Here is a 21,107-nt window from a genome sequence, read left to right as displayed (position 1 = left end):
CCCGACTTGATCCGGAGCAGGGTTTGCGGCCCAAGCCGGGACACCTAATAGAGTCGCAGCCCCACCCGCGTCACCCGGTTGCCGTCCATCTCGCTGACCACCCAGTGGATGCCATGCCAGTCGACGTCATCGCCCACCACCGGGTGGCCGCCGACCCGCAGCGAGATGAAGTCGGCCAGCGTCATGTCCTGCTCGCCGGGGCTGAGCGTGAGGCCGTAGGCATCGGCCACGTCGCCCAGGCGCGCCGCGCCGTCGAAGGTGAAGGTGCCGAAGAAGGCTCGCTCGCGCTTGAGAGTGGCGTCGCCGTTGAACAGCCGGTTGAGGGCGGGCAGGTCGTCGGTGCGACCGATCACGCAGAGCACGTCGCCGCGACACAGTCGGGTGCTGCCCTTGGGATGCAGCATGACGCCCTGGCGGAACAGCGAGGCGATCAGGGCCCCCGAGGGAAAGCGCAGCAGGCGGATCGGCACATCCTCGAGGTCGGCATTCTCGACCACATAGACGAACATCTCGAAGTCGTTGTTCGCCTGGATGCCCAGCGGCCCTCGCCGGTTGGGGGTCACCGTCGGCGGCAGCTGGACCTTGAGGCGCCGGGCCATCCACGGCAGCGTGCCGCCCTGAATCAGCAGCGACAGCAGCACCACCGCGAAGGCGACGTTGAAGTACAGTGACGCGTTCTCGACCCCGCCGATCACCGGGAAGATCGCCAGCACGATGGGCACCGCCCCGCGCAGCCCCACCCAGGCGATGAAGCCGATCTCCCGCCAGCGGAAGCGGAAGAACGGCTTGATGGCCACCAGCACGGCCAGTGGGCGCGCCACGAAGATCAGCGCCAGGGCCACCGCGGCGGCGGGCAGCGCATACTCCAGCATCTCGCTGGGGGTCACCAGCAGGCCCAGCACCAGGAACAGGCCGATCTGGCTCAGCCAGGCCAGGCCGTCATGCACCGGCAGGATGAAGTTGAGATGGCGGCCGGGCCGGTTGCCGATCATCAGCCCCGCCAGGTAGATGGCCAGGAAGCCGCTGCCCTCCAGGGCACTGGTCAGACCGAAGACGCAGAAGCCCAGCGCCAGTGCCAGCAGCGAGTACAGGCCCGGCGCCAGGTCCAGCCAACTGATCAGTCGCGCGATCAGCCAGCCGGCCCCCACCCCGATGACGATCCCCAGCCCGAACTGGCGAAGGAAGAAGAGCCCCGTGTCCACCACGCCGCCGATGTCCCCGACCAGGACTTCCACCAGCATCAGGGTCAGGAAGATGGCCATGGGATCGTTGGTCCCCGACTCGATCTCGAGCGTCGCCCCCACCCGCTCGTTGAGGTTGATGCCACGGCCGCCGAGCATCGAGAAGACCGCGGCGGCATCCGTGGAGCCGACGATGGCGCCGACCAGCAGCCCCTGGACCAGGGTCAGCTCGAAGACCCACATGGCGATCGCCCCGACCAGGGCACTGGTGACGAAGACCCCCAGGGTGGCCAGGGACAGCGCCGGCTTGAAGCCCACGCGAAAGGTCTTGAGCCGGGTGCGCAGCCCGCCGTCGAGCAGGATCATCGCCAGGGCCAGATGGCCGATCAGAAAGGCCAGCGGATAGTCGTCGAACTGGATGCCCAGCAGGCCCTCTTCGCCGGCCAGCATGCCGAGCCCGAGGAAGATCAGCAGCAGCGGCACGCCGACCAGAGTGGAGAGTCGACTGGCGAGGATGCTCAGGGCAATCAGGAAGCCGCTGAGAAGAAAGAGGGTATTGATCGAATCCATGGCGTCCTGCCTCGGGAGAGGATCGGGATTATCTCACGACCGCCGGCGGGTCGCGAAGACCGTGACAGCGTTGAGCCGCATGCTGGCCAGCCCCTGCCCGGCGCCGATAGACTAGCGCCGGACGTCGCACGACGCGCGTCACGTCGCTGGAGCCTCTGCCATGCTGTCATCTTCCCGCCGCCGGTCGGCCCGGGCACGGGCCCTGCTGCTGTTCGCCTGCGGCCTGCTCGTCCTTGCGCCCGTGGTGGCCGCGCAGGAGACCGACGAGGCGCCATCGCGCTTCCCGCCCCTCGATACCGAGGTCATGGTCCCCGAACTGGCGCGTCCGGCCGACGCCCCGGACACGGATCCCCTGGCGCGCTTTCGCCGCCTGCCCAGCGGGCCGGCGGTGGACACGCCGACGCGCCCCACTGCGCCCGCCGTGGCCGTGGGACCGGCGCAGCCCATCGAGCCGCCGCCGGTACGCCGCCTCACGGTGATGCTCGACTGGTACCCGAGCCCCCGTCATGCGGCACTCTTCGTGGCCCGGGAGCGGGATCTCTTCGCCCACCGGGGCCTGGCCGTGGAGATCGTCACCCCGGCCGACCCGGATGTGCCCACCAAGCTGCTTGCCGCCTCGCGGATCGACCTGGCCCTGACCCGGCAACCGCTGCTGCACCTGCTCGTCCATCGCGGTCAACCGCTGGTACGGGTAGCCACCCTGGTTGGCCTGCCGCTCACGGCGCTGGTGATGCGCGCCGACGCCGACCTCCCCTCCCCGACCAGCCTGGCCGGGGCACGGATCGGCCATGCCGACCTGGATGGTGAGGCGGTCCTGCTGGCCACCCTGCTGGACAGCCAGGATGTCTCCCGCGAGTCGGTCGACAGTCCCGACCTGCATTTCCGCCTGGAGCAGGCCATGCGCGAGGATCGCGTGGACGGGGTGATCGGGGCGGAGCGCCACCTGCTGGCCCGGGCGCTGGCCGACGAGGGCCTCGCCACCACGACCCTGCCGGTGGAGGCCTTCGGCGTGCCGCGTCACGACGGCTTGATCCTGGTGGCCAACCGGAATCACCTGAGCCGACAGCGGGACGCCATCCAGCACTTCGTGGAGGCCCTGGAGGAGGCGACCGCCTGGATTCTCGAGCACCCCGAGGAGAGCTGGCCGCTGCTGGCGGCGGCCGAGCCGACGCTGGACACGCCGGCCAACCGCGCCGCCTGGCCGGAAATCCGCGCCCGCCTCAGCCTGGCGCCGGCCGCCCTGTCGCGAACCCGCTATGCCGGCTTCGAGCGCTTCCTGTTCGAGACCGGGGTCACCGACGAACGCAAACCGGTCGGACGCCTGGCCGTCGACCCCGGGGCAAGGCCGTGAGGGTCAGTCGCGCTGCTCGGCGAGAAAGGCATTGACCACTTCCTGGAAGGCCTCGGGCTGCTCGGCATGCAGCCAGTGGCCGGCCTCCAGGGTCTCCACGCGGGCCCCGGGCAGGACATCATGGAGCGCCGGCAGCATGGCATCGGTGACATAGTCGGAGCGGGAGCCGCGGATCACCAGGGTCGGCCCCGGGAAGGCGCCCTCGCCGGCCGGCGCCGCCATGATGGCATCGTAATCCCCTTCGATCTCGTCCAGGCCGATGCGCAGGCCCAGGTATCCCGCGGCATCGCGCTCCAGGTTGGTCGCCAGGAAGAGGCGAATCGGGCGCTCCGCGACATGCTCGGCGAGCAGCGCATCGGCCTCGCCCCGGTTGGCAGGTGTCCCCGCCTCGACCCGGCGCAGCGCGGCGAAGATGGCATCATGCCCATGACCGTAGGCCCGAGGGGCGATATCGGCGACGATCAGCGAGGCCACCCGCTCGGGGGCCAGGCGCGCCAGGCTGATGGCCACCTTGCCGCCCATGGAATGGCCGAGCAGGTGGGCGCGCGGCACGTCGAGCCGGTCGAGCAGGGCCAGGACGTCATCGGCCATCTGGGCGTAGCCCATCCCCGCAACATGCGGCGAACGGCCGTGGTTGCGCAGGTCCACGGCGATGACACGACGCTCGGCCTGCCACTTCCTGACATGGGAGCGCCAGTTGTCGGCGCTGCCCAGCAGGCCATGGATGACCACCAGCGGCGTCCCCTCGCCGCCGGTGTCGAGATGGTTGAGCGCGATGGACATCAGGGTCTCCTTGGGATCAGCAACGGGGCTGGGCCGAGGCCGGCGCCAGGTCGGCGCCCCCGGTCACGTCCACCAGCCGGCGGGTCAGCCCGGCCAGCAGGACGCCGTAGAGCGGCAGGAAGAGGGCCAGGCTGATGCCCAGCTTGATGCCATAGTCCACCCAGGCGATTTCCGGCCAGTGGGCGGCCATGAAGGGATCGGGACTGCGGTGGAAGGCGATGGAGAAGAAGGCGAAGGTATCCGCCAGGTTACCGAGCAGCGTGGACAGCGCCGGCGCCACCCACCAGGCGCGCAGCCGCCGCAGGCGGTCGAAGATGGTCACGTCCAGCAACTGCCCCAGCACGTAGGCCATGAAACTCGCCAGGGCGATGCGCGCCACGAAGAGGTCGACATCGGCCAGCGCCGAGAAACCGGCGAAGCTGCCTCGGGGATAGATCACCGAGACGACGTAGGAGACCACCAGGGCGGGGAACATGACCCGCAGGATGATGGCCCGTGCCGGTGCCTTGCCGAACAGCCGCACGGTCAGGTCGGTGGCCAGGAAGATGAAGGGGAAGCTGAAGGCCCCCCAGGTGGTATGCAGGCCGAACAGGGTGAACGGCAGCTGCACCAGGTAGTTGCTGGCGGTGATCACCAGGATATGGAAGCCGACCATCAACGCCAGGCAGCGACGGGTCTGGGCGGCGGAGAGCACGAACATCGGGCGCACCTTCTTGCGGGAGGGGTGAGGGAACCCTCGTGAGGCCGGTAGCCGGCGGACGACGCGCGCATTATACGCAGCCGCCGCGCCGCGGCAAAACCCGCCCCTGCCGCGCAGGGCGATCTCGGCCGGGCCTGAGGCGAGGCGCCGGCCACAAGCCGTAGAGGAGGGGCTACGCCAGGACGGCGTCGCTAGCGTACCCGCCGGTATTACACGGCGCCTCCTCGAGGGTCCGGCTCCGGGGGATTGTCGACGCAGCCACCCCGAGGGATACCGCTATCGGCGCTAACCTCGTGCTGTCGGGGCCGCGCGGCCCCGACAGCGGCCGAGGTCGCCCTAGACCTGGCGGGCCTGGTGGGCCGCCCCCAGCTCCCGGCCCTTCATCGCCTCATGGACATCCTCGAGGCTCGCGGGATCATCGATGGTCGAGGGAATGCCGAACTCCTGGCCATCGGCGATATTGCGCAGCAGCTTGCGCAGGATCTTGCCGGAGCGGGTCTTGGGCAGGCGATCCACCACCAGCACCTGCTTGAAGCAGGCGATGGGGCCGATGCGCTCCCGTACCCGCTCGATGAGCTCGTTCTCGAGGGCCAGCTCGTCGCCATCGAAACCGTCCTTGGGAATGACCAGCCCCACCGGCACCTGGCCCTTGAGGGCGTCGTGGATGCCGATCACGGCGCATTCGGCGACCGCCGGGTGCGCCCCGACCACCTCCTCCATCTCGCCGGTGGAGAGCCGGTGACCGGCCACGTTGATGACGTCGTCGGTGCGCCCCATGATGAACAGGTAGCCGTCCTCGTCGAAGTAGCCCCCGTCACCGGTCAGGTAGTAGCCGGGGAAGGCTGCCATGTAGGCGCTGTGAAAGCGCCGTGGATCGCGCCAGATGCCCGTCAGGCAACCGGGCGGCATGGGCTGCTTGATCACCACGCTGCCCTGCTCCAGGGCCGGGGCCGGCTGGCCCTCCCGGTCGAGGATCTGCACGTCGAAGCCCGGCACCGGCACGGTGGCCGAACCGGCCTTGGTAGGCATCGGCTCGAGCCCCTGCAGGTTGGCGGCGATCGGCCAGCCCGTTTCGGTCTGCCACCAGTGGTCGACCACCGGCACCGGCAGCAGGTCCTCCAGCCAGTGGAAGGTCGGCGGATCCAGGCGCTCGCCGGCCAGGTACAGCGCCTTCAGGCAGGAGATATCGTGCTCGGCGAGCCGCTTGCCCTCCGGGTCCTCCTTCTTGATGGCGCGAAAGGCGGTGGGCGCGGTGAAGAACCCCTTCACCCGGTATTCGGCGATCAATCGCCAGAAGGCACCGGCATCGGGGGTGCGCACCGGCTTGCCCTCGTAGACCACGGTGGTACAGCCCCGCAACAGGGGCGCATAGACAATATAGGAATGGCCGACGACCCAGCCCACGTCGGAGGCAGAGAAGAACACCTCCCCCGGCACCATGTCGTAGACGACCTCCATGGAGTAGTGCAGCGCCACGCCGTAGCCGCCGGTATCCCGGACCACGCCCTTCGGCTTGCCGGTGGTGCCCGAGGTATACAGCACGTAGAGCGGGTCGGTGGCCTTCACCGCCACGCACTCCGCCGGCGTCGCACCCTCCACCAGGGTGGCCCAGTCATGGTCGATGGCCCCGAGCTCGGCCCGATGCTGCTCGCGCTGCAACACCACGCAGGCCTCGGGCTTGTGCGCGCTCTGGGCGATGGCCTCGTCGACGATGGGCTTGTAGGGCAGCACCCGGTCGACCTCGATGCCGCAGGACGCGGCAACCACTACCCTCGGCTCGGCGTCCTCAATGCGCACGGCGAGCTCGTGGGGCGCGAAGCCGCCGAAGACCACCGAATGCACCGCCCCGAGACGGGCACAGGCGAACATGGCCACCAGGGCCTCGGGGACCATGGGCATGTAGATGATGACGCGGTCGCCCTTCTCGACGCCGAGCTGCCTCAGGGCGCCGGCGAAACGGGCCACCTCGTCGCGCATCTCGCGATAGCTCAGGGTCCGCTTGCTGCCGGTGACCGGCGAGTCCCAGTGCACGGCCGCCTGGTCCCCCCGCCCCTGCTCGACGTGGTGGTCCAGCGCCGCGTGACAGAGGTTGAGCTCGCCGTCCTCGTACCAGCGGGCATGCCCCTGGTCGTCATAGCCCAGCACGGTCTGCGGCGGGGTGAACCAGGGGAGTCGTCGGGCCTGTTCGGCCCAGAAGGCCTCGGGCTGGTCGATAGAACGACGGAATTCGCTGCGATATGCGGTCATGGACATCCTGCCTGTTGCGCGGGTGGCTCGATGGATTGTTGACACTCTAGAACAGCGTATCGAGAAAAACCTCAGACAAAGGGCTAATCTTCGACAAAAGAACGACAGACCGACGACCATTGTCGACAACGACCACTGGAGCGACCACGACACCGCCGGGAAACCGACATGGACGCAACCGGTGGCGCGGCCAACGGTGCGCTATAATTGAGTGATGGCTGAATCAGGAAACGAAAAGGAAGGGAACCACCGGCCAGCAGGACGCCGAACCATCACGACATCGGGGGGCCTCGCCGGCGAACAGGGATCACGCGCCGCGGGCCCGAACACGCGGGGGTGACACAAGATGAGCGACTCGCAGCGCCGGGTATCGCACCTGCTGGAGGGGGGTGACGTGGTGATCGATCAGGCCAGCGCCCTGCTCAAGGCGATGGCCAACGACAACCGCTTGCGCATCCTTTGCCTGCTGGACGGCACGGAGCTGTCGGTGACCGAACTCAACCGCCGCCTGGCCCTGAGCCAGTCGGCGCTGTCCCAGCACCTCGCCATCCTCAGGCGCGAGGACCTGGTCACCACCCGGCGGGCCTCCCAGACCATCTACTACTCCCTCAACGGCGAGCGGGCGCGCATCATCCTCGACGCCCTGGGACGGCTCGGCCTGCCGGACTGACGCGGCTCCCGGCCGGGCTCAGCGCTTCTGCCAGCCGCTGGCATCCAGCAGCTCCAGCCCGCGCTGGGCCCCGTGTTCCACGCCCCGGGAAATCGCCAGCCCCAGGCGCTCGGACAGGCTCTGGCGACGCTCCAGGCGCACCGACACCACCCGGGCGTCCTCCAGCCGCGTGGCCAGGTAGGCTTCGCTGGTGCCAAGCTCGTCGACCAGGCCTCGCGCCAGGGCATCCTGCCCGTACCAGACCTCGCCGGTGGCCACCGCCTCGATGTCCAGCGCCGGGCGACGCTCGGCCACATAGCGCTTGAAGAGGCCATGGATGGTCTCGAGGTCCTCGAGAAACTTCTCGCGGCCCTCCTCGGTATTCTCGCCGAGCACCGTCAGGGTGCGTTTGTAGCGCCCCGCCGTGAGCACCTCCACATCGATGTCATGGCGTTTCAGCAAGCGGTGCACATTGGGCAGTTGTGCCACCACGCCGATGGATCCCAGCACCGCAAAGGGCGCAACGCGCAGCCGGTCGGCACAGCAGGCCATCAGGTAGCCGCCGCTGGCGGCCACCTTGTCCACGCACACCGTGGTCGTGAGCCCGGCTTCCCGCAGCCGGTCCATCTCCGCGGCGGCATGGCCATAGGCATGGACCAGGCCGCCGGCCGACTCCAGCCGCACGACCACCTCGTCGGCCTCGCCGGCAACATCCAGCACCGCCGAGACCTCCTCGGCGAGCCGCCCGGTGGCACTGGCCTTGAGATCGCCGTGGAAGTCGAGCACCCAGACCGTGGGGGTGGCCCCGGACTCGGCGGGAACATGGCGCTTGCCGCGGGCCTTGTCGTCACGCCGGAAGGCCTTGACCAGCCGCTTCCTCGCACCCGGCTCACTGGCCGCCAGCTGCAGCCGCCGGTGGCGCCGCCGGCGGCTGTCGTTGAGTTCCTCGACCCGCAGGCGGACACGCTCGCCCTCGGCGCCACGGGCGCGCAACACCGCCAGGACCACCAGCAGGGTGATGCCCGCCACGGCCAGCAACTGGGCCAGGAACATGCCGTAATCCGTCAGCCATTCGTTCACCGCTCACCTCCTCCCGAAGTCCGCTTCCATCCTGCCCATGGTGCCGCCACCGCACAAGCCGCCTTGATTAAAACAGATGTTTTAAATAGGCTCCCTGAACGCATGCCCCCGACGACCCGCGGAGACCGCACCGATGTCCGACACCACCCTCGACAAGCTCCATGCCCGTTTCGATCCTGAAGCCGCCCAGGGCATGGACGAGGTCTTTCAGTTCCATTTCAGCGATGCCGGCGACCACTACCTGGTGGTCAAGGAGGGCACCCTGGAGGTCTGCGAAGGCGAGCACGACGACCCCTCGGTGAGCCTCAGCCTCAGTACCGAGACCCTGCGCGGCGTGATGAAGGGCGAGATCAGCGGCATGGGCGCCTTCATGAGCGGCAAGCTGAAGGCCACCGGCAACGTCATGCTGGCCACTCGCTTGGGTAGCCTGTTCCCGGCCGACTGACGCCGCCCGTCCTCAGCGACGGGCCCCGACCTCGGCCAGATGCGTCTCGATCAGGGCCCGCGAGATGGAGTACAGCGGTGGCAGCTGGGGCAGCCGCGTCGGCGAGAACCAGGCGGCGTCGCTGATCTCCTGGCCATCGATGCGGATGCGGCGACTGGCCGCCTCAGCGAAGAAGCCCAGCATCAGGGAGTGGGGAAACGGCCAGGCCTGGCTGCGGAAGTAGCGCAGCCGCCCCACCGCCAGCCCCACCTCTTCGTGGATCTCCCGCCGGACCGCCTCCTCGGCGGCCTCCCCCGGCTCGATGAAGCCGGCCAGGGTGGAATAGCGCCCCGGCGGGAAGCGCGGGCTGCGGGCCAGCAGCAGGGCATCGCCGTGAGTCACCAGGGTGATGATGCACGGCGAGATGCGCGGGTAATTGCGATGGCCGCAGTGCGCACAGTGCATGGCGAACTCGCGATCCAGGCGTGCAGCGCGGGCCCCGCAACAGCCACAGAAGCGGTGATGGCGGAGCCAGGCGCCCACCTGCAGGGCCGTGGAGACCAGCGGGTACCAGGACTCCGGCAGCTGCGCCAGCCAGGCGCGCCCTTCCGGCCAGTCGTCCCCCGCGGCCGCCTCCAGGGAAAGCGCCACGGGCTCGTCCCGCCACCAGCACAGCGGCTGCATCGCGGCCGTCCACGGCTGCTCCGCCTGCAGGGGGCCGCCCCCCGGCCCGGGCGCGATGCGCCCCTCGGCCAGGCGGATCACCCGCCCCGAGGCCTCGGCGTGGGGCAATTCCCGACGCAGCATCAGGCCGGCGCCTCGGGGCTGGCGGGCCAGCCCTCCAGGCCGTCCCAGCGGCACTCGCCGGCGGCCTCGCGGATGCGCGCCAGCTTGTCGCGATGAGCCGCGAGTTCCGCCTCGTCGGGGGCCTGCACGCGCAGCTGCCCCGGCGACAGCGACAGCCGGCGGATCGCCATGCCGCCGCTGTTGTCGAGCTCGCCCTCGCCGCCGGCGGAGGCATCAAGCGACAATGCCGTCTGGCCGCCGGTCATCGCCAGGTAGACGTCGGCGAGGATCTCGGCATCCAGCAGGGCGCCGTGCAGCACCCGGTGACCGTTCTCGATCTCGTAGCGCTTGCACAGGGCATCCAGATTGTTGCGCTGGCCGGGGTGCTTGTCGCGGGCCATCTGCAGGGTATCGAGGATCCGGCAGTGGTCGGCCACCGGCCCCAGGCGCGGCTCGCCCCGGACGGCATTGAGCCGGCCCAGCTCGTGGTCGATGAAGCCCACGTCGAAGGGCGCGTTGTGGATCACCAGCTCGGCGCCCTCGATGAAGGCCCAGAAGGCATCGGCGACCTCGGCGAACACCGGCTCATCGGCGACCCGCTCGTTGGTGATGCCGTGGACCGCCATCGCCTCGGCCTCGATGTCGCGCTGGGGATTGATGTACTGGTGGTAGGTATTGCCGGTCAGGCGGCGGTTGACCATCTCCACCGCCCCGATCTCGATCAGCCGGTGGCCGTCCTTGGGGTCGATGCCGGTGGTCTCGGTATCCAGGATGATCTGCCGCATGGCGTTGCGTCTCGTGCTCGATGTTCAAAGGGACACCGGGGCCGTCAGGCCCCGGCCAGCATTTCGTCGATGGCCTCGTTGGCCAGGGCATCGGCCCGCTCGTTGCCCGGGTGGCCGCTGTGGCCCTTGACCCAGTGCCAGTCGATGGCGTGGCGATGGGTCTCTGCGTGGAGGGAACGCCACAGCTCGGCATTCTTGACTGGTTGTCGCGAGGCGGTCTTCCAGCCCCGCTTGATCCAGCCATGGATCCATTCGGTGATGCCGCGGCGCAGGTACTCGGAATCGGTCCATAGCGCCACATGACAGGGGCGCTTGAGTTCGCGCAGGGCCATGAGGGCGGCCATCAGCTCCATGCGGTTGTTGGTGGTCTCGGCCTCGGCCCCCTTGAGGGCCTTCTCGTGACGCCCACTGCGCAGCAGCGCACCCCAGCCGCCCGGCCCCGGGTTGCCGCGACAGGCGCCATCGGTATAGATCGTCACCTCGCCGAGCGCCACGCGCTGTGGTCTGTCAGTCACCCTCGGTCACCCTTTCCGGTTGCGGTCCGAACTGCCGCGAGGCATTGCCCAGCGCGGAGCCGGCCAGGGGCCCCGGGAAGACCACCCGGTCGCGGCGTGTCTGGGCCAGCTGGGAGCGGCGCCGGGCATGGATCATGTAGCAGTCGCCCAGCGGCAGATTGTGCCGCCGGCCCAGGGTCTCCAGCATGGCGTTATGGGCGGTGCCGCCAGGCAGACGAAAGCCGCAGTAGTCTACCCGCTGGGCCTCGAAATCGACAAACGCCAGCCAGTCACTGAGCCGCCCCGGCGTCCGCCAGCGCCCCCGCCAGGGCAGGTGCCGGCGACGCCCCGGCCACAGGCGGCTCCAGCCGGCCACACCGAAGGGCGCCCAGCCGAACAGGATCAGGTGGCCGTCATCGTCGGTCACCCGCGCCGCCTCCTGCAGCAGGTGATGGGGATCCGGGACCACCTCGAGCAGGTGATGAATCACCACCAGGCTCAGGCAGCCGTCGGGCAGGGGCAGGGCATCGGGGGGACAGACCAGGGGCGCGTCCCCCTCCGCCAGTTCGACCGTGGGCGACCAGCGCAGGAAGTGGCGCACCGGGCACATGTCGGCCAGGGCCGGGGCCATGCCGAGCTCCAGGCCGTGGGCGCCGAACCAGCGCTCGCACAGCGGCCCCAGGCAAGCGCGCTCGGCGCGCCAGACGCTCCGCCCACCGGGACTCGCCCAGTAACGGCGTCCCTCGCGTACCAGGCGGGCCAGGGCCATCGCATCCTGCGAATTTGACATGTTGCGCTCTTCTCTCCAAAGTACTCGATTTTGCAAAACATCGATTCAAGGCGCCAGCGGCTCCGTCGAGACCAGCCTAGGCGCGAGGACTCCGAGCCCATGTTGAGCGTGACACCGATTCCCGCCTTTAGCGACAACTATATCTGGATGCTTCGGCAGGACACGAGCGCCGATGTCTGCGTCGTGGACCCCGGTGATGCCGACCCCGTGATCGAGTGGCTGGAGCGCGAGGGGCTCAACCTGGGCTGCGTGCTGATCACCCACCACCACCCCGACCATACCGGCGGCCTGCCGGCGCTGATCCAGCGCTACGCGCCGCGGGTCATCGGCCCCCACAATCCCGATATCCAGGGCATCGACGAGCGGGTCGGCGCCGGGGACGAGGTGCGCGTGATGGGCCGGTTGTTCGAAGTCCTCGAGGTGCCCGGCCACACCCTGGATCATATCGCTTTCTTCACCGCCGGTATCCCGCCGCTGCTGCTCTGCGGCGATACCCTGTTCAGCGCCGGCTGTGGACGTCTGTTTGAAGGGACTCCCGAGCAGATGCACGCCTCGCTGGCACGCCTCCAGGGCCTGCCCGAGGACACCCTGGTCTTCGCGGCCCACGAGTACACCCTGGCGAACCTGCGCTTCGCCAAGGCCGCGGACCCGGACAACCCCGACGTGGATGCCGCCGAGCAGGAATGCCGGCGGGCCCGGGAGCTCGATCGCCCCACACTGCCCAGCACCATCGGGCGCGAGCGGCGCATCAACCCTTTCCTGCGTTGTGACGACGCCGGCGTGCGCCGGGCCGCCTCGGCCCACGGCGACACCGACAGCCCCGTCGCCACTTTCGCCACCCTGCGCGCCTGGAAAGATTCCTTCTGAGACACCACACCCGATGGACGCCGCCCCCGCCGCAGGCCGGCGGGCCGGCGTGCGCCCAGGAGGCCAGCGAATGACCTATCATACCCGCCGACGACTCCTCGGATTCGCCAGCACCCTCGCCATGACCGGGGCCCTGCTGGCCAATGGCGCCTACAGTCAGGCGTCGACCCTGCCGAAGGACCGGTTGGCCGCGGACACCCCCGCCTTTACCAGCGGCTCCCGTGGCAAGCCCGCCGGCGGTCGGCATTTCTGGAACAGCCTCGACCTGGAGCCCAGCGATGCCTGGTCGCGCCTGCGCGAGAGCTTCCAGTGGCAGGACCAGTGGCAGTATGGCGCCGGCCATGCGCGGGTCCAGCACTGGATCGACGAGTACAGCGCCAGCCCCCACAACATCGTCGCGATCACCAAGCGGGCCCGCCCGTGGCTGGCCTGGATCCTCGAGCGTGTCGAGTCCCGGGGACTGCCCGGCGAGATCGCCCTGATCCCCTTCGTGGAAAGCTCCTTCGACCCCCACGCCCGCAGCCGCTTCGGGGCCGCCGGCCTGTGGCAGATCATGCCACGCACCGGCGACGCCCTGGGCCTGCGGCGCAACGGTGCCTGGGACGGACGCCTCGACGTGGTGCGCTCGACCCAGGCGGCGCTCGACTATATCGAGCTGCAGGCCGACCAGTGGTACGAGGGCGATATCGAGCTCTCGCTGGCCGCCTACAACGCCGGCGCGGGCACGGTGAACCGGGCGCGGCGCATCGCGCTGTCCCGGGGGCATGAGGGCCACTACTGGGACCTCGAGCTGCCGGCGGAGACCATGGACTATGTCCCCAAGCTGCTGGCCATTGCCGCGATCATCGCCGAGCCGGAGCGCTATGATGTCGCCCTGCCGGAGATCGCTGCCGAGCCGGCCTTCGCCCGGGTGCGCGTCACCCGCACGCTGCGGCTCGGCGAGGCGGCCCGCCTGGCCGGCGTGCCCCGCGGCCAGCTCGCCGACCTCAACCCCGGCCTGCGCAGCGAATCGGCCCGCCCCGGCCAGGTCCGCGAACTGCTGGTGCCGGTGGACGGCGCCGAGCGCCTGGTGACGGCCCTGGACACGGTCACTCCCCCGTCCCGGGGTGGCGACGCGATCCATGTCGTGCAGCGCGGCGACACCCTGTCCGCCATCGCCACCCGGCATGCCGTGGCCATCTCCGACCTGGCCCGCTGGAACGACATCCAGCGGGTCGACGCTTTACAACCCGGCCAGCAGCTGACACTTTCCGGTAGATGATGACGGGGCTCGCCCCCTCCTTGGAACAAGGATCTTCCGATGCGATCGACCGTGCTGCTGATGACGGCCCTGGCGGCCGGCCCTGCCCTGGCCGCCAGTCCCGACGAGGTACCCACTCGCCATGCCCTCGCCCTCTACGGCGAGCCGGCGCTTCCCGCGGACTTCTCCCACTTCCCCCATGCCGACCCCGACGCGCCGGTGGGCGGCACCCTGACCCGGGCGGCCACCGGCAGCTTCGACTCCACCAACCCCTTCATCATCCAGGGCACGCCGGCCACGGGCCTCAACGCGATCTACGACACCCTGCTGGTCGCCAACCCGGACGAGCCGTTCACCATGTACGGGCTGCTGGCCGAGGGCATCCGGCTGGACCCCGACCGCCAGTGGCTCGAGTTTGACCTGCACCCCGAGGCGCGCTTCCACGACGGCACCCCGGTGACCGCCGAGGACGTGATCTTCAGCTTCGAGACCCTCACCGAGAAGGGCCAGCCCTTCTACGGGGCCTACTACGCCGATGTCACCGAGGTCCGCGCGGTGGACGAGGACACCGTGCACTTCGACCTGGCCGCCAGCGAGTCCCGGGAGTTGCCGCTGATCCTCGGCCAGCTGCCTGTGCTGCCGGCCCACTACTGGGAGGGGCGGGACTTCGAGGCCACCACCCGGGAGGCCCTGCTGGGCTCCGGTCCCTACCGGATCGCCCAGGTCGACCCGGGCCGGCGTATCGTCTATGAGCGGGTCGAGGACTACTGGGGGCAGGCCCTGCCGGTGAACCGCGGCCGCCACAACATCGAGCGCCTGGTGTTCGACTACTACCGAGACCAGACCGTGGCCCTGGAGGCCTTCAAGGCCGGCAACCTCGACATGCGCATCGAGTCCAGCGCCCGCAACTGGGCCACCGCCTACGACTTCCCCGCTGCCGAGGCCGGCTTCGTCCAGCGCCTGGAGGTGCCGGACGGCCAGCCGGCGGGCATGCAGGCTTATGTCATCAACCTGCGCCGGGACAAGTTCCAGGACATGCGCGTCCGCGAGGCCCTCAACCTGGCCTTCGACTTCGAGTGGCTGAACCAGAACCTCTTCTACGGGGCCTACGAGCGCACCCGCAGCTACTTCGAGAACTCCGAGATGGCCGCCGAGGGCCTGCCCGGCGAGGGCGAGCTGGCGCTGCTCGAGCCGCACCGCGAGGCGCTGCCCGAGCGGGTCTTCGAGGGCCCCCTGCCGGTCGAGCACCCCGACGGGCTGCGTCCACGGCTGAGGAGGGCCCTCGACCTGCTGCGCGAGGCCGGCTACGAGTCCCGCGACGGCACCCTGGTCGACGCGCAGAGCGGCCAGCCCCTGACCCTGGAGGTGCTGCTGTTCGACACCCAGTTCGAGCGCGTCGTCCAGCCCCTGCTGCGCAACCTCGCGCGGCTCGGGGTCCAGGGCGACATCCGCATCGTCGACGTCAACCAGTATCTCAACCGCCTGCGCAGCTTTGATTACGACATCATCGTGGGCAGCTTCCCGCAGTCCGCCAACCCCGGCAACGAGCAGCGCGAGTTCTGGGGCAGCGAGTATGCCGACGCCCCCCAGAGCCGCAACCTGATCGGCCTGCAGGACCCGGTGATCGATGACCTGGTGGACCGGCTGATCGCCGCCGACTCCCGGGAGGCGCTGGACACCGCCGCCCAGGCCCTGGACCGGGTCCTGCGCTGGGGCTTCTACGTGATCCCCCAGTGGCACCTGGACGCGACGCGCATCGCCGTGTGGGACAAGTTCGGCTGGCAGGAGCCCTTCCCGCACTACAACCTGGACCTGGATGCCTGGTGGGTCGATCCCCAGCGCGCCGCCGAGATCGAGAGCCGACAGCGCAATCGGTGAGTGAGGTGCGAGGTGCGAGGTGTGAGGTGTGAGGTGTGAGGTGTGAGGTGTGAGGTGTGAGGTGTGAGGTGTGAGGTGTGAGGTGTGAGGTGTGAGGTGTGAGGTGTGAGGTGTGAGGTGTGAGGTGTACCAGAGCATGAGGCACGGGGCGGGCATCCCCTCACTCTTCACGCCTCGCTCCTTTCACCGTGCCCCGTGCCCTTGACGTACGACATCTGGACATAATTGCTAAGGACACGCCGTGGCCGCCTATGTACTGCGCCGCATTCTGCTGATGATCCCCACCCTGCTGGGCATCATGCTGCTCAACTTCATCATCGTCCAGGCCGCCCCGGGCGGCCCCATCGACCAGATGCTGGCCCGCTTCGAGGGTCTCTCCAGCCAGGCCAGCACGCGCCTGGAGGGCGGCGGCGGCGACGTCACCGCCAGCGGCGAGTCGCGGGGCGCGCGAGGGGTACCCCAGGCGTTCATCGATCGCCTGGAGACCCAGTTCGGCTTCGACCAGCCGGCCCACGAGCGCTTTTTCGGGATGCTCGCCGACTACGCCACCTTCGACCTCGGCGAGAGCTTCTTCCTCGGCCAGAAGGTCACCACCCTGATGCTCGACCGACTGCCGGTCTCGATCTCGCTGGGGCTCTGGACCACCCTGCTGGTCTACCTGGTGTCCATCCCGCTGGGCATCCGCAAGGCCCTGACCCACGGTTCGCGGTTCGACGTCTGGACCTCGGGGCTGGTCATCGTCGGCTACGCGATCCCCGGCTTCCTGTTCGCCATCCTGCTGATCGTGCTGTTCGCCGGCGGCAGCTACTGGGACGTCTTCCCGCTGCGCGGCCTGACCTCGCCGGACTTCGCCGACCTCGGCCCCTGGGGCAAGGTGAAGGACTACTTCTGGCATATCACCCTGCCCGTGGTGGCCTCGGCGATAGGCAGCTTCGCCACCCTGACCATGCTGACCAAGAACAGCTTCCTCGACGAGGTGCACAAGCAGTACGTGCTGACCGCCCGGGCCAAGGGGGCCAGTGACCGCCGGGTCCTCTACGGCCACGTGTTCCGCAACGGCATGCTGATCATCATCGCCGGCCTGCCCTCGGCGCTGGTCGGCATCTTCTTCACCGGCTCGCTGCTGATCGAGGTGATCTTCTCCCTCAACGGCCTCGGCCTGCTCGGCTTCGAGGCGGTGATGCAGCGCGACTACCCGGTGATCTTCGGCACTCTCTACCTGTACACCCTGATCGGGCTGGTACTGAAGCTGATCTCGGATTTGACCTACGTGTGGGTCGACCCGCGCATCGACTTCGAGACCCGGGAGTCCTGACCATGACGCGCCTCTCCGCCCGGCTGTCGCCGATCGCCCGTCGCCGCCTCGCCACCTTCCACGGCAACCGTCGCGCCCGGCTGTCGCTGTGGGTCTTCCTGCTCCTGTTCGTGGTCAGCCTCGGCGCCGAGCTGGTCGCCAACGACCGGCCGCTGCTGATGCAGTATCAGGGGCAGTGGTACGTCCCTCTGCTCGTCGACTACCCCGATACCGAGTTCGGCGGCTTCCTGCCCACCCCCGCGGACTACCGGGATCCCTACATCCAGGAGACCATCGAGGCCGAGGGCTGGATCCTCTGGCCGCCCATCCCCTTCGCCTACGACACCCTGGACATGGGCCTGTCGCATCCGGCGCCCTCCCCGCCGGACGCCCGGCACTGGCTGGGCACCGACGACCAGGGCCGCGACGTGCTGGCCCGGGTGATCTACGGCTTTCGCCTCTCGGTAATCTTCGCCCTGGTGCTGACCATCGGCTCGATGATCCTCGGGGTGGTGATCGGCGGCGTCCAGGGCTACTTCGGCGGCAAGGTCGACCTGATCGGCCAGCGGCTGATCGAGATCTGGTCCGGCCTGCCGGTGCTCTTCCTGCTGATCATCCTGGCGAGCCTGGTCGAGCCCAACCTCTGGTGGCTGCTGGGCATCATGCTGCTGTTCTCCTGGCTGGGGCTGGTCGACGTGGTGCGTGCGGAGTTCCTGCGCGCGCGCAACCTGGAATACGTGCGCGCCGCCCGGGCCATGGGCCTGCCCTCGCGCCTGATCATGTGGCGCCACGTGCTGCCCAACGCCATGGTCGCCACCCTGACCTTCATCCCCTTCCTGTTCACCGGTGCCATCACCACCCTGACCGCCCTGGACTTCCTGGGTTTCGGCCTGCCGCCGGGCTCGCCCTCGCTCGGCGAGCTGGTGGCCCAGGGCAAGAACAACCTCCAGGCCCCCTGGCTCGGCATCACCGCCTTCCTGACCCTGGCGGTGATGCTGTCCCTGCTGGTGTTCATCGGCGAGGGGCTGCGCGATGCCTTCGACCCGCGGCATATCCAGCATGCCGGCGACGCACGCCAAAGGACGCCAAGCGATGCCTGATACGCCCCTCTTCCGCCTCGATGCGCTGACCATTGCCTTCGACGGCTCGCCGGTGGTCGAGGACCTCTCCCTGGCCGTGCACCCTGGCGAGACCCTGGCCCTGGTCGGCGAGTCCGGCTCCGGCAAGTCGGTCTCGGCCCTCGGCGCCCTCGGCTTGCTGCCCCGCAACGCCGAGGTGCGCGGCGGGCGCCACCTCGGCGACACCGACCTGGCCCGCCTGACACGCCGCCAGTGGCAGGCGCTGCGCGGCGGCCAGGTGGGCTTCGTCTTCCAGGAGCCGATGACCTCGCTGAACCCCCTGCAGACCGTGGCCAAGCAGATCGCTGAGACCCTGCGCCTGCACCAGGGCCTGTCGGGCCCCGCGGCCCGGCGACGCTGCCGAGAGCTGCTCGAGCAGGTCCGGCTGCCCCGCGCCGAGGAAATCCTCGAGGCCTGGCCCCACCAGCTCTCCGGAGGCCAGCGCCAGCGGGTGATGATCGCCATGGCCATCGCCAACCGCCCCCGGCTGCTGATCGCCGACGAGCCCACCACGGCCCTGGACGTCACCGTCCAGCGCGAGATCCTGGCGCTGCTCGCCGAGCTGCGCGACGCCCATGGCATGGGCATGCTGTTCATCACCCATGACCTCAACCTGGTCCGCCGCCATGCCGACCGGGTCTGCGTCATGCATCATGGCCGGCTCCAGGAGAGCGGCGAGGTGGCCAGCGTCTTCGCCGCGCCCCAGAGCCCCTACACCCGGGACCTGCTGGAGGCGGAGCCCGCCGGACGCCCCGAGCCCGTCGGCGCCCAGGCGCCGCTGCTCAGCGCCCGGGGCCTCGGGGTGCGCTTCGAGCGCCCCAAGCGCCTGTTCCGTCGCCGCCCCCCGGCCTTCGAGGCCGTCAAGCCCCTCGACCTGACGGTAGCCCCCGGCGAGACCCTGGGCATCGTCGGCGAGTCGGGATCGGGCAAGACCACCCTGGCGCTGGCGCTGCTGCGCCTGACCGGCAGCCAGGGCGAGATCGACTTCGACGGCGAACGCCTGGACCGGCTCCACGGCAACGCCCTGCGCCGACGCCGTCGGCGCCTCCAGGTGGTCTTCCAGGACCCCTATGGGTCGCTGTCGCCTCGCCTGCCCGTGGCCGACATCGTCAGCGAGGGCCTGCGCTTCCACCACCCGGAGCTGTCCCGGGAGGAGGTCGAGCGTCGGGTCCGCGACACCCTGCGCGAGGTCGGCCTGCCGGAGCAGTGTGCCGCCCGCTACCCCCACGAGTTCTCCGGTGGGCAGCGCCAGCGCATCGCCGTCGCGCGGGCCATCATCCTCGAACCCGAGCTGCTGGTCCTCGACGAGCCCACCTCCGCCCTGGACCGCACCGTGCAGAAGCAGCTGGTCGCCCTGCTGCGGGAGCTGCAGCGGCGCCGCGGGCTGAGCTACCTGTTCATCAGCCACGACCTTGCGGTGGTCCGCGCCATGGCCCACCGCATCCTGGTGCTCAAGGACGGCGAGGTCATGGAGAGCGGTGACTGCCTGGAGGTCCTGGAGCACCCTGCCACCGACTACACTCGCGCCCTGGTGGAGGCCGCCGGCTTGACGCCCGTCCGGGCCTGAGGGGCCAAGGTCACCCGGCTGGGTTCGCGCCACCGCCCTTTCCTCCGTGCCCTGCGAGGCCACCGCCGGCATCCTGCGCCAGGCGCGCAGGGCCGACAGACATGCCCGGGCTTGGCGTGATGACGCCCGGCCCGTTGTCACGGTAGCCGCACATGACGCTCGGCAAGGCCGCAAGATAACGGTATAAATATCCCGGACGTGCACGACGCCCCGGTCCCCTCGGCGATGGCCTGGCCAGGCAGCCACAGCGCCGTCACAGGCCTGACGGTCTTGCCCCGCCTAGCCCCACGACGCCTGCCGCCGGGCGGCATGCTCCGGCCTGGCCTATACTGGGCTCCTGTCGGCACCGCCCTGGAGGGATCCATGCGCCGAACCTCGCTCTCGTTCTGCTGGTCCCTGCTGTGGCTGTTGTCGGTGGCCCCCATGGCGCCGGCCCTGGCCTCGGCGCAGCCCCTCGAGACGGGATGGGAATACCGCTGGGGCGATTCGCCCCGGCTCGCCGACGGCACTCCGGCCTGGACAAGGCCCGGTGCCGGCGAGGCCGCCTGGCGGCCGATCGCCTTCCCCTCCAACCCACCGGATCGCCGGGACCGGCAGCATGTCTGGTTCCGCGTCCCGCTGCCCGACGGGGCCTGGCGGGATCCGGTGCTCTACATCTACAGCGTCGACCTGAACGTCGAGGCCTACCTCGACGGCCAGCGGATCTACCGCCATGGCTCCTTCGATGCCGAGGGTGAGGGCCTCTTCGCCGGCTGGCCCTGGCACATGATCGAACTGCCTCAAGACTTCGCCGGCCGGTCCCTGTATTTCCGGGTCTTCTCCGACTACACCGACATCGGCCTGTGGGGCGAGGTCAAGCTGATGGAACGCGCCGAGCTGCTGGAGCACGAAGCCGCCCAGGCCAGGCGCCACGGCCATGCCCTGACGCTGATCATGATCGACATCGACCATTTCAAGCACTTCAACGATGACTTCGGCCACGAGGCCGGGGACACGGTGCTGGCCGGGGTCGCGAGCTGCCTGGTCCAGCACTTTCGCGAGGCCGACGTGGTCTGCCGGCTGGGCGGCGAGGAGTTCGTCATGCTACTCACCGGCGCCGATGCCGACGCCGCCCGGCGCCGGGTCGATGCCTTGATGGCCCGGCTGGCCGGCACCGTCTATCACTACCGCGATGCGACCCTGGGGCCAATCAGCGTCTCCTGCGGCATCGCCTCCTACCCGTCCCATGCCGACGAGCCCCTGACCCTGGTCGGGCTCGTCGACAAGGCCCTGTATGCCGCCAAGCACGGGGGGCGGGACGCAC

At 69.6% G+C, this 21,107-nt stretch carries 19 protein-coding genes and 1 pseudogene; 11 read left to right on the top strand and 9 right to left on the bottom strand.

What is annotated here, in order from left to right:
• Positions 1–44: 44 nt before the first annotated feature.
• Positions 45–1,751 (bottom strand): potassium/proton antiporter, encoded by a 1,707-nt coding sequence (locus EKG36_RS07675; protein WP_126482730.1) that lies wholly within the window; start codon positions 1,749–1,751, stop codon positions 45–47.
• Positions 1,752–1,911: 160 nt separating this feature from the next.
• On the opposite strand from EKG36_RS07675, the gene EKG36_RS07670 reads away from it, so the two are divergent.
• On the top strand, positions 1,912–3,102 hold the full coding sequence (locus EKG36_RS07670) for an ABC transporter substrate-binding protein (protein ID WP_126482728.1): 1,191 nt from the start codon (positions 1,912–1,914) through the stop codon (positions 3,100–3,102).
• 3 nt (positions 3,103–3,105) lie between these two features.
• Here the strand turns inward: EKG36_RS07670 and EKG36_RS07665 are convergent, their stop codons facing one another.
• The 3 genes from EKG36_RS07665 to EKG36_RS07655 form a co-directional block, all read right to left on the bottom strand.
• Positions 3,106–3,885 carry an alpha/beta fold hydrolase gene (locus tag EKG36_RS07665; protein WP_126482726.1) on the bottom strand — a complete coding sequence of 260 codons (780 nt, stop codon included), beginning with the start codon at positions 3,883–3,885 and terminating at the stop codon, positions 3,106–3,108.
• Between the two features lie 16 nt (positions 3,886–3,901).
• Positions 3,902–4,585 carry a 7-cyano-7-deazaguanine/7-aminomethyl-7-deazaguanine transporter gene (locus EKG36_RS07660; protein ID WP_126482724.1) on the bottom strand — a complete coding sequence of 228 codons (684 nt, stop codon included), beginning with the start codon at positions 4,583–4,585 and terminating at the stop codon, positions 3,902–3,904.
• A gap of 336 nt (positions 4,586–4,921) precedes the next feature.
• Positions 4,922–6,832 carry a propionyl-CoA synthetase gene (locus tag EKG36_RS07655; RefSeq protein ID WP_246007454.1) on the bottom strand — a complete coding sequence of 637 codons (1,911 nt, stop codon included), beginning with the start codon at positions 6,830–6,832 and terminating at the stop codon, positions 4,922–4,924.
• Here EKG36_RS07655 and EKG36_RS20715 point away from each other — a divergent pair.
• Positions 6,831–7,043 carry a hypothetical protein gene (locus EKG36_RS20715; protein ID WP_246007453.1) on the top strand — a complete coding sequence of 71 codons (213 nt, stop codon included), beginning with the start codon at positions 6,831–6,833 and terminating at the stop codon, positions 7,041–7,043. The genes EKG36_RS07655 and EKG36_RS20715 overlap by 2 nt on opposite strands.
• Positions 7,044–7,178: 135 nt before the next feature.
• The gene (locus EKG36_RS07650; protein WP_126482720.1) at positions 7,179–7,502 is read left to right on the top strand and encodes an ArsR/SmtB family transcription factor; all 324 of its coding nucleotides are present in this window, start codon (positions 7,179–7,181) and stop codon (positions 7,500–7,502) included.
• An 18-nt stretch (positions 7,503–7,520) separates the two neighbouring features.
• Here the strand turns inward: EKG36_RS07650 and sohB are convergent, their stop codons facing one another.
• Positions 7,521–8,561, bottom strand: coding sequence for a protease SohB (sohB, locus tag EKG36_RS07645; protein ID WP_126482718.1), 1,041 nt, complete (start codon positions 8,559–8,561; stop codon positions 7,521–7,523).
• Positions 8,562–8,694: 133 nt separating this feature from the next.
• Between sohB and EKG36_RS07640 the strand changes: the two genes are divergently transcribed.
• Positions 8,695–9,006, top strand: coding sequence for an SCP2 sterol-binding domain-containing protein (locus EKG36_RS07640; RefSeq protein ID WP_126482716.1), 312 nt, complete (start codon positions 8,695–8,697; stop codon positions 9,004–9,006).
• A gap of 12 nt (positions 9,007–9,018) precedes the next feature.
• Here EKG36_RS07640 and nudC read toward each other — a convergent pair whose 3' ends face one another.
• From nudC to EKG36_RS07620, 4 genes are read right to left on the bottom strand one after another with little or no spacing between them, the layout of a single operon-like run.
• On the bottom strand, positions 9,019–9,792 hold the full coding sequence (nudC, locus tag EKG36_RS07635; RefSeq protein WP_126482714.1) for an NAD(+) diphosphatase: 774 nt from the start codon (positions 9,790–9,792) through the stop codon (positions 9,019–9,021).
• On the bottom strand, positions 9,792–10,556 hold the full coding sequence (gene dnaQ / locus EKG36_RS07630) for a DNA polymerase III subunit epsilon (RefSeq protein ID WP_126482712.1): 765 nt from the start codon (positions 10,554–10,556) through the stop codon (positions 9,792–9,794). The genes nudC and dnaQ overlap by 1 nt, the downstream gene beginning before the upstream one ends.
• A gap of 44 nt (positions 10,557–10,600) precedes the next feature.
• Positions 10,601–11,071 carry a ribonuclease HI gene (rnhA, locus tag EKG36_RS07625; protein WP_126482710.1) on the bottom strand — a complete coding sequence of 157 codons (471 nt, stop codon included), beginning with the start codon at positions 11,069–11,071 and terminating at the stop codon, positions 10,601–10,603.
• The gene (locus tag EKG36_RS07620) at positions 11,064–11,840 is read right to left on the bottom strand and encodes a class I SAM-dependent methyltransferase (RefSeq protein WP_126482707.1); all 777 of its coding nucleotides are present in this window, start codon (positions 11,838–11,840) and stop codon (positions 11,064–11,066) included. Before EKG36_RS07620 ends, rnhA begins: the two co-directional genes overlap by 8 nt.
• A 99-nt stretch (positions 11,841–11,939) precedes the next feature.
• Here EKG36_RS07620 and gloB point away from each other — a divergent pair, with 99 nt between their 5' ends.
• From gloB to EKG36_RS21005, 7 genes and pseudogenes are all read left to right on the top strand, one after another.
• Positions 11,940–12,707 (top strand): hydroxyacylglutathione hydrolase, encoded by a 768-nt coding sequence (gene gloB, locus EKG36_RS07615; protein ID WP_126482705.1) that lies wholly within the window; start codon positions 11,940–11,942, stop codon positions 12,705–12,707.
• Positions 12,708–12,777: 70 nt separating this feature from the next.
• A complete protein-coding gene (locus EKG36_RS07610; protein WP_126482703.1) occupies positions 12,778–13,968 on the top strand; it encodes a transglycosylase SLT domain-containing protein in 1,191 nt (396 codons plus the stop codon).
• A gap of 39 nt (positions 13,969–14,007) precedes the next feature.
• Positions 14,008–15,825: an extracellular solute-binding protein gene (locus EKG36_RS07605; RefSeq protein WP_126482701.1), complete on the top strand. Its 1,818-nt coding sequence runs from the start codon at positions 14,008–14,010 to the stop codon at positions 15,823–15,825.
• Between the two features lie 241 nt (positions 15,826–16,066).
• Positions 16,067–17,140, top strand: a complete 1,074-nt coding sequence (locus EKG36_RS07600) for a microcin C ABC transporter permease YejB (protein ID WP_126482699.1) — start codon at positions 16,067–16,069, stop codon at positions 17,138–17,140.
• 2 nt (positions 17,141–17,142) lie between these two features.
• Positions 17,143–18,219 carry an ABC transporter permease gene (locus tag EKG36_RS07595; protein WP_126482697.1) on the top strand — a complete coding sequence of 359 codons (1,077 nt, stop codon included), beginning with the start codon at positions 17,143–17,145 and terminating at the stop codon, positions 18,217–18,219.
• Positions 18,212–19,804 carry an ABC transporter ATP-binding protein gene (locus EKG36_RS07590; RefSeq protein WP_126482695.1) on the top strand — a complete coding sequence of 531 codons (1,593 nt, stop codon included), beginning with the start codon at positions 18,212–18,214 and terminating at the stop codon, positions 19,802–19,804. The genes EKG36_RS07595 and EKG36_RS07590 overlap by 8 nt, the downstream gene beginning before the upstream one ends.
• A gap of 225 nt (positions 19,805–20,029) precedes the next feature.
• A pseudogene (locus EKG36_RS21005) lies at positions 20,030–21,049 on the top strand (GGDEF domain-containing protein); the annotation flags it as partial.
• Positions 21,050–21,107 lie beyond the last annotated feature (58 nt).

Source organism: Halomonas nitroreducens, assembly GCF_003966155.1.
Lineage (GTDB): Bacteria > Pseudomonadota > Gammaproteobacteria > Pseudomonadales > Halomonadaceae > Halomonas > Halomonas nitroreducens.
This window is presented reverse-complemented; position numbering and strand designations above follow the sequence as displayed.

Excerpts from the sequence above, each read along its gene's own strand:
- EKG36_RS07675 (WP_126482730.1), bottom strand. The coding sequence starts at position 1,751 with ATGGATTCGATCAATACCCTCTTTCTTCTCAGCGGCTTCCTGATTGCC.
- EKG36_RS07670 (WP_126482728.1), top strand. The coding sequence starts at position 1,912 with ATGCTGTCATCTTCCCGCCGCCGGTCGGCCCGGGCACGGGCCCTGCTG.
- EKG36_RS07665 (WP_126482726.1), bottom strand. The coding sequence starts at position 3,885 with ATGTCCATCGCGCTCAACCATCTCGACACCGGCGGCGAGGGGACGCCG.
- EKG36_RS07660 (WP_126482724.1), bottom strand. The coding sequence starts at position 4,585 with ATGTTCGTGCTCTCCGCCGCCCAGACCCGTCGCTGCCTGGCGTTGATG.
- EKG36_RS20715 (WP_246007453.1), top strand. The coding sequence starts at position 6,831 with ATGGACATCCTGCCTGTTGCGCGGGTGGCTCGATGGATTGTTGACACT.
- EKG36_RS07655 (WP_246007454.1), bottom strand. The coding sequence starts at position 6,832 with ATGACCGCATATCGCAGCGAATTCCGTCGTTCTATCGACCAGCCCGAG.
- EKG36_RS07650 (WP_126482720.1), top strand. The coding sequence starts at position 7,179 with ATGAGCGACTCGCAGCGCCGGGTATCGCACCTGCTGGAGGGGGGTGAC.
- EKG36_RS07640 (WP_126482716.1), top strand. The coding sequence starts at position 8,695 with ATGTCCGACACCACCCTCGACAAGCTCCATGCCCGTTTCGATCCTGAA.
- nudC (WP_126482714.1), bottom strand. The coding sequence starts at position 9,792 with ATGCTGCGTCGGGAATTGCCCCACGCCGAGGCCTCGGGGCGGGTGATC.
- dnaQ (WP_126482712.1), bottom strand. The coding sequence starts at position 10,556 with ATGCGGCAGATCATCCTGGATACCGAGACCACCGGCATCGACCCCAAG.
- EKG36_RS07620 (WP_126482707.1), bottom strand. The coding sequence starts at position 11,840 with ATGTCAAATTCGCAGGATGCGATGGCCCTGGCCCGCCTGGTACGCGAG.
- gloB (WP_126482705.1), top strand. The coding sequence starts at position 11,940 with ATGTTGAGCGTGACACCGATTCCCGCCTTTAGCGACAACTATATCTGG.
- EKG36_RS07610 (WP_126482703.1), top strand. The coding sequence starts at position 12,778 with ATGACCTATCATACCCGCCGACGACTCCTCGGATTCGCCAGCACCCTC.
- EKG36_RS07605 (WP_126482701.1), top strand. The coding sequence starts at position 14,008 with ATGCGATCGACCGTGCTGCTGATGACGGCCCTGGCGGCCGGCCCTGCC.
- EKG36_RS07595 (WP_126482697.1), top strand. The coding sequence starts at position 17,143 with ATGACGCGCCTCTCCGCCCGGCTGTCGCCGATCGCCCGTCGCCGCCTC.
- EKG36_RS07590 (WP_126482695.1), top strand. The coding sequence starts at position 18,212 with ATGCCTGATACGCCCCTCTTCCGCCTCGATGCGCTGACCATTGCCTTC.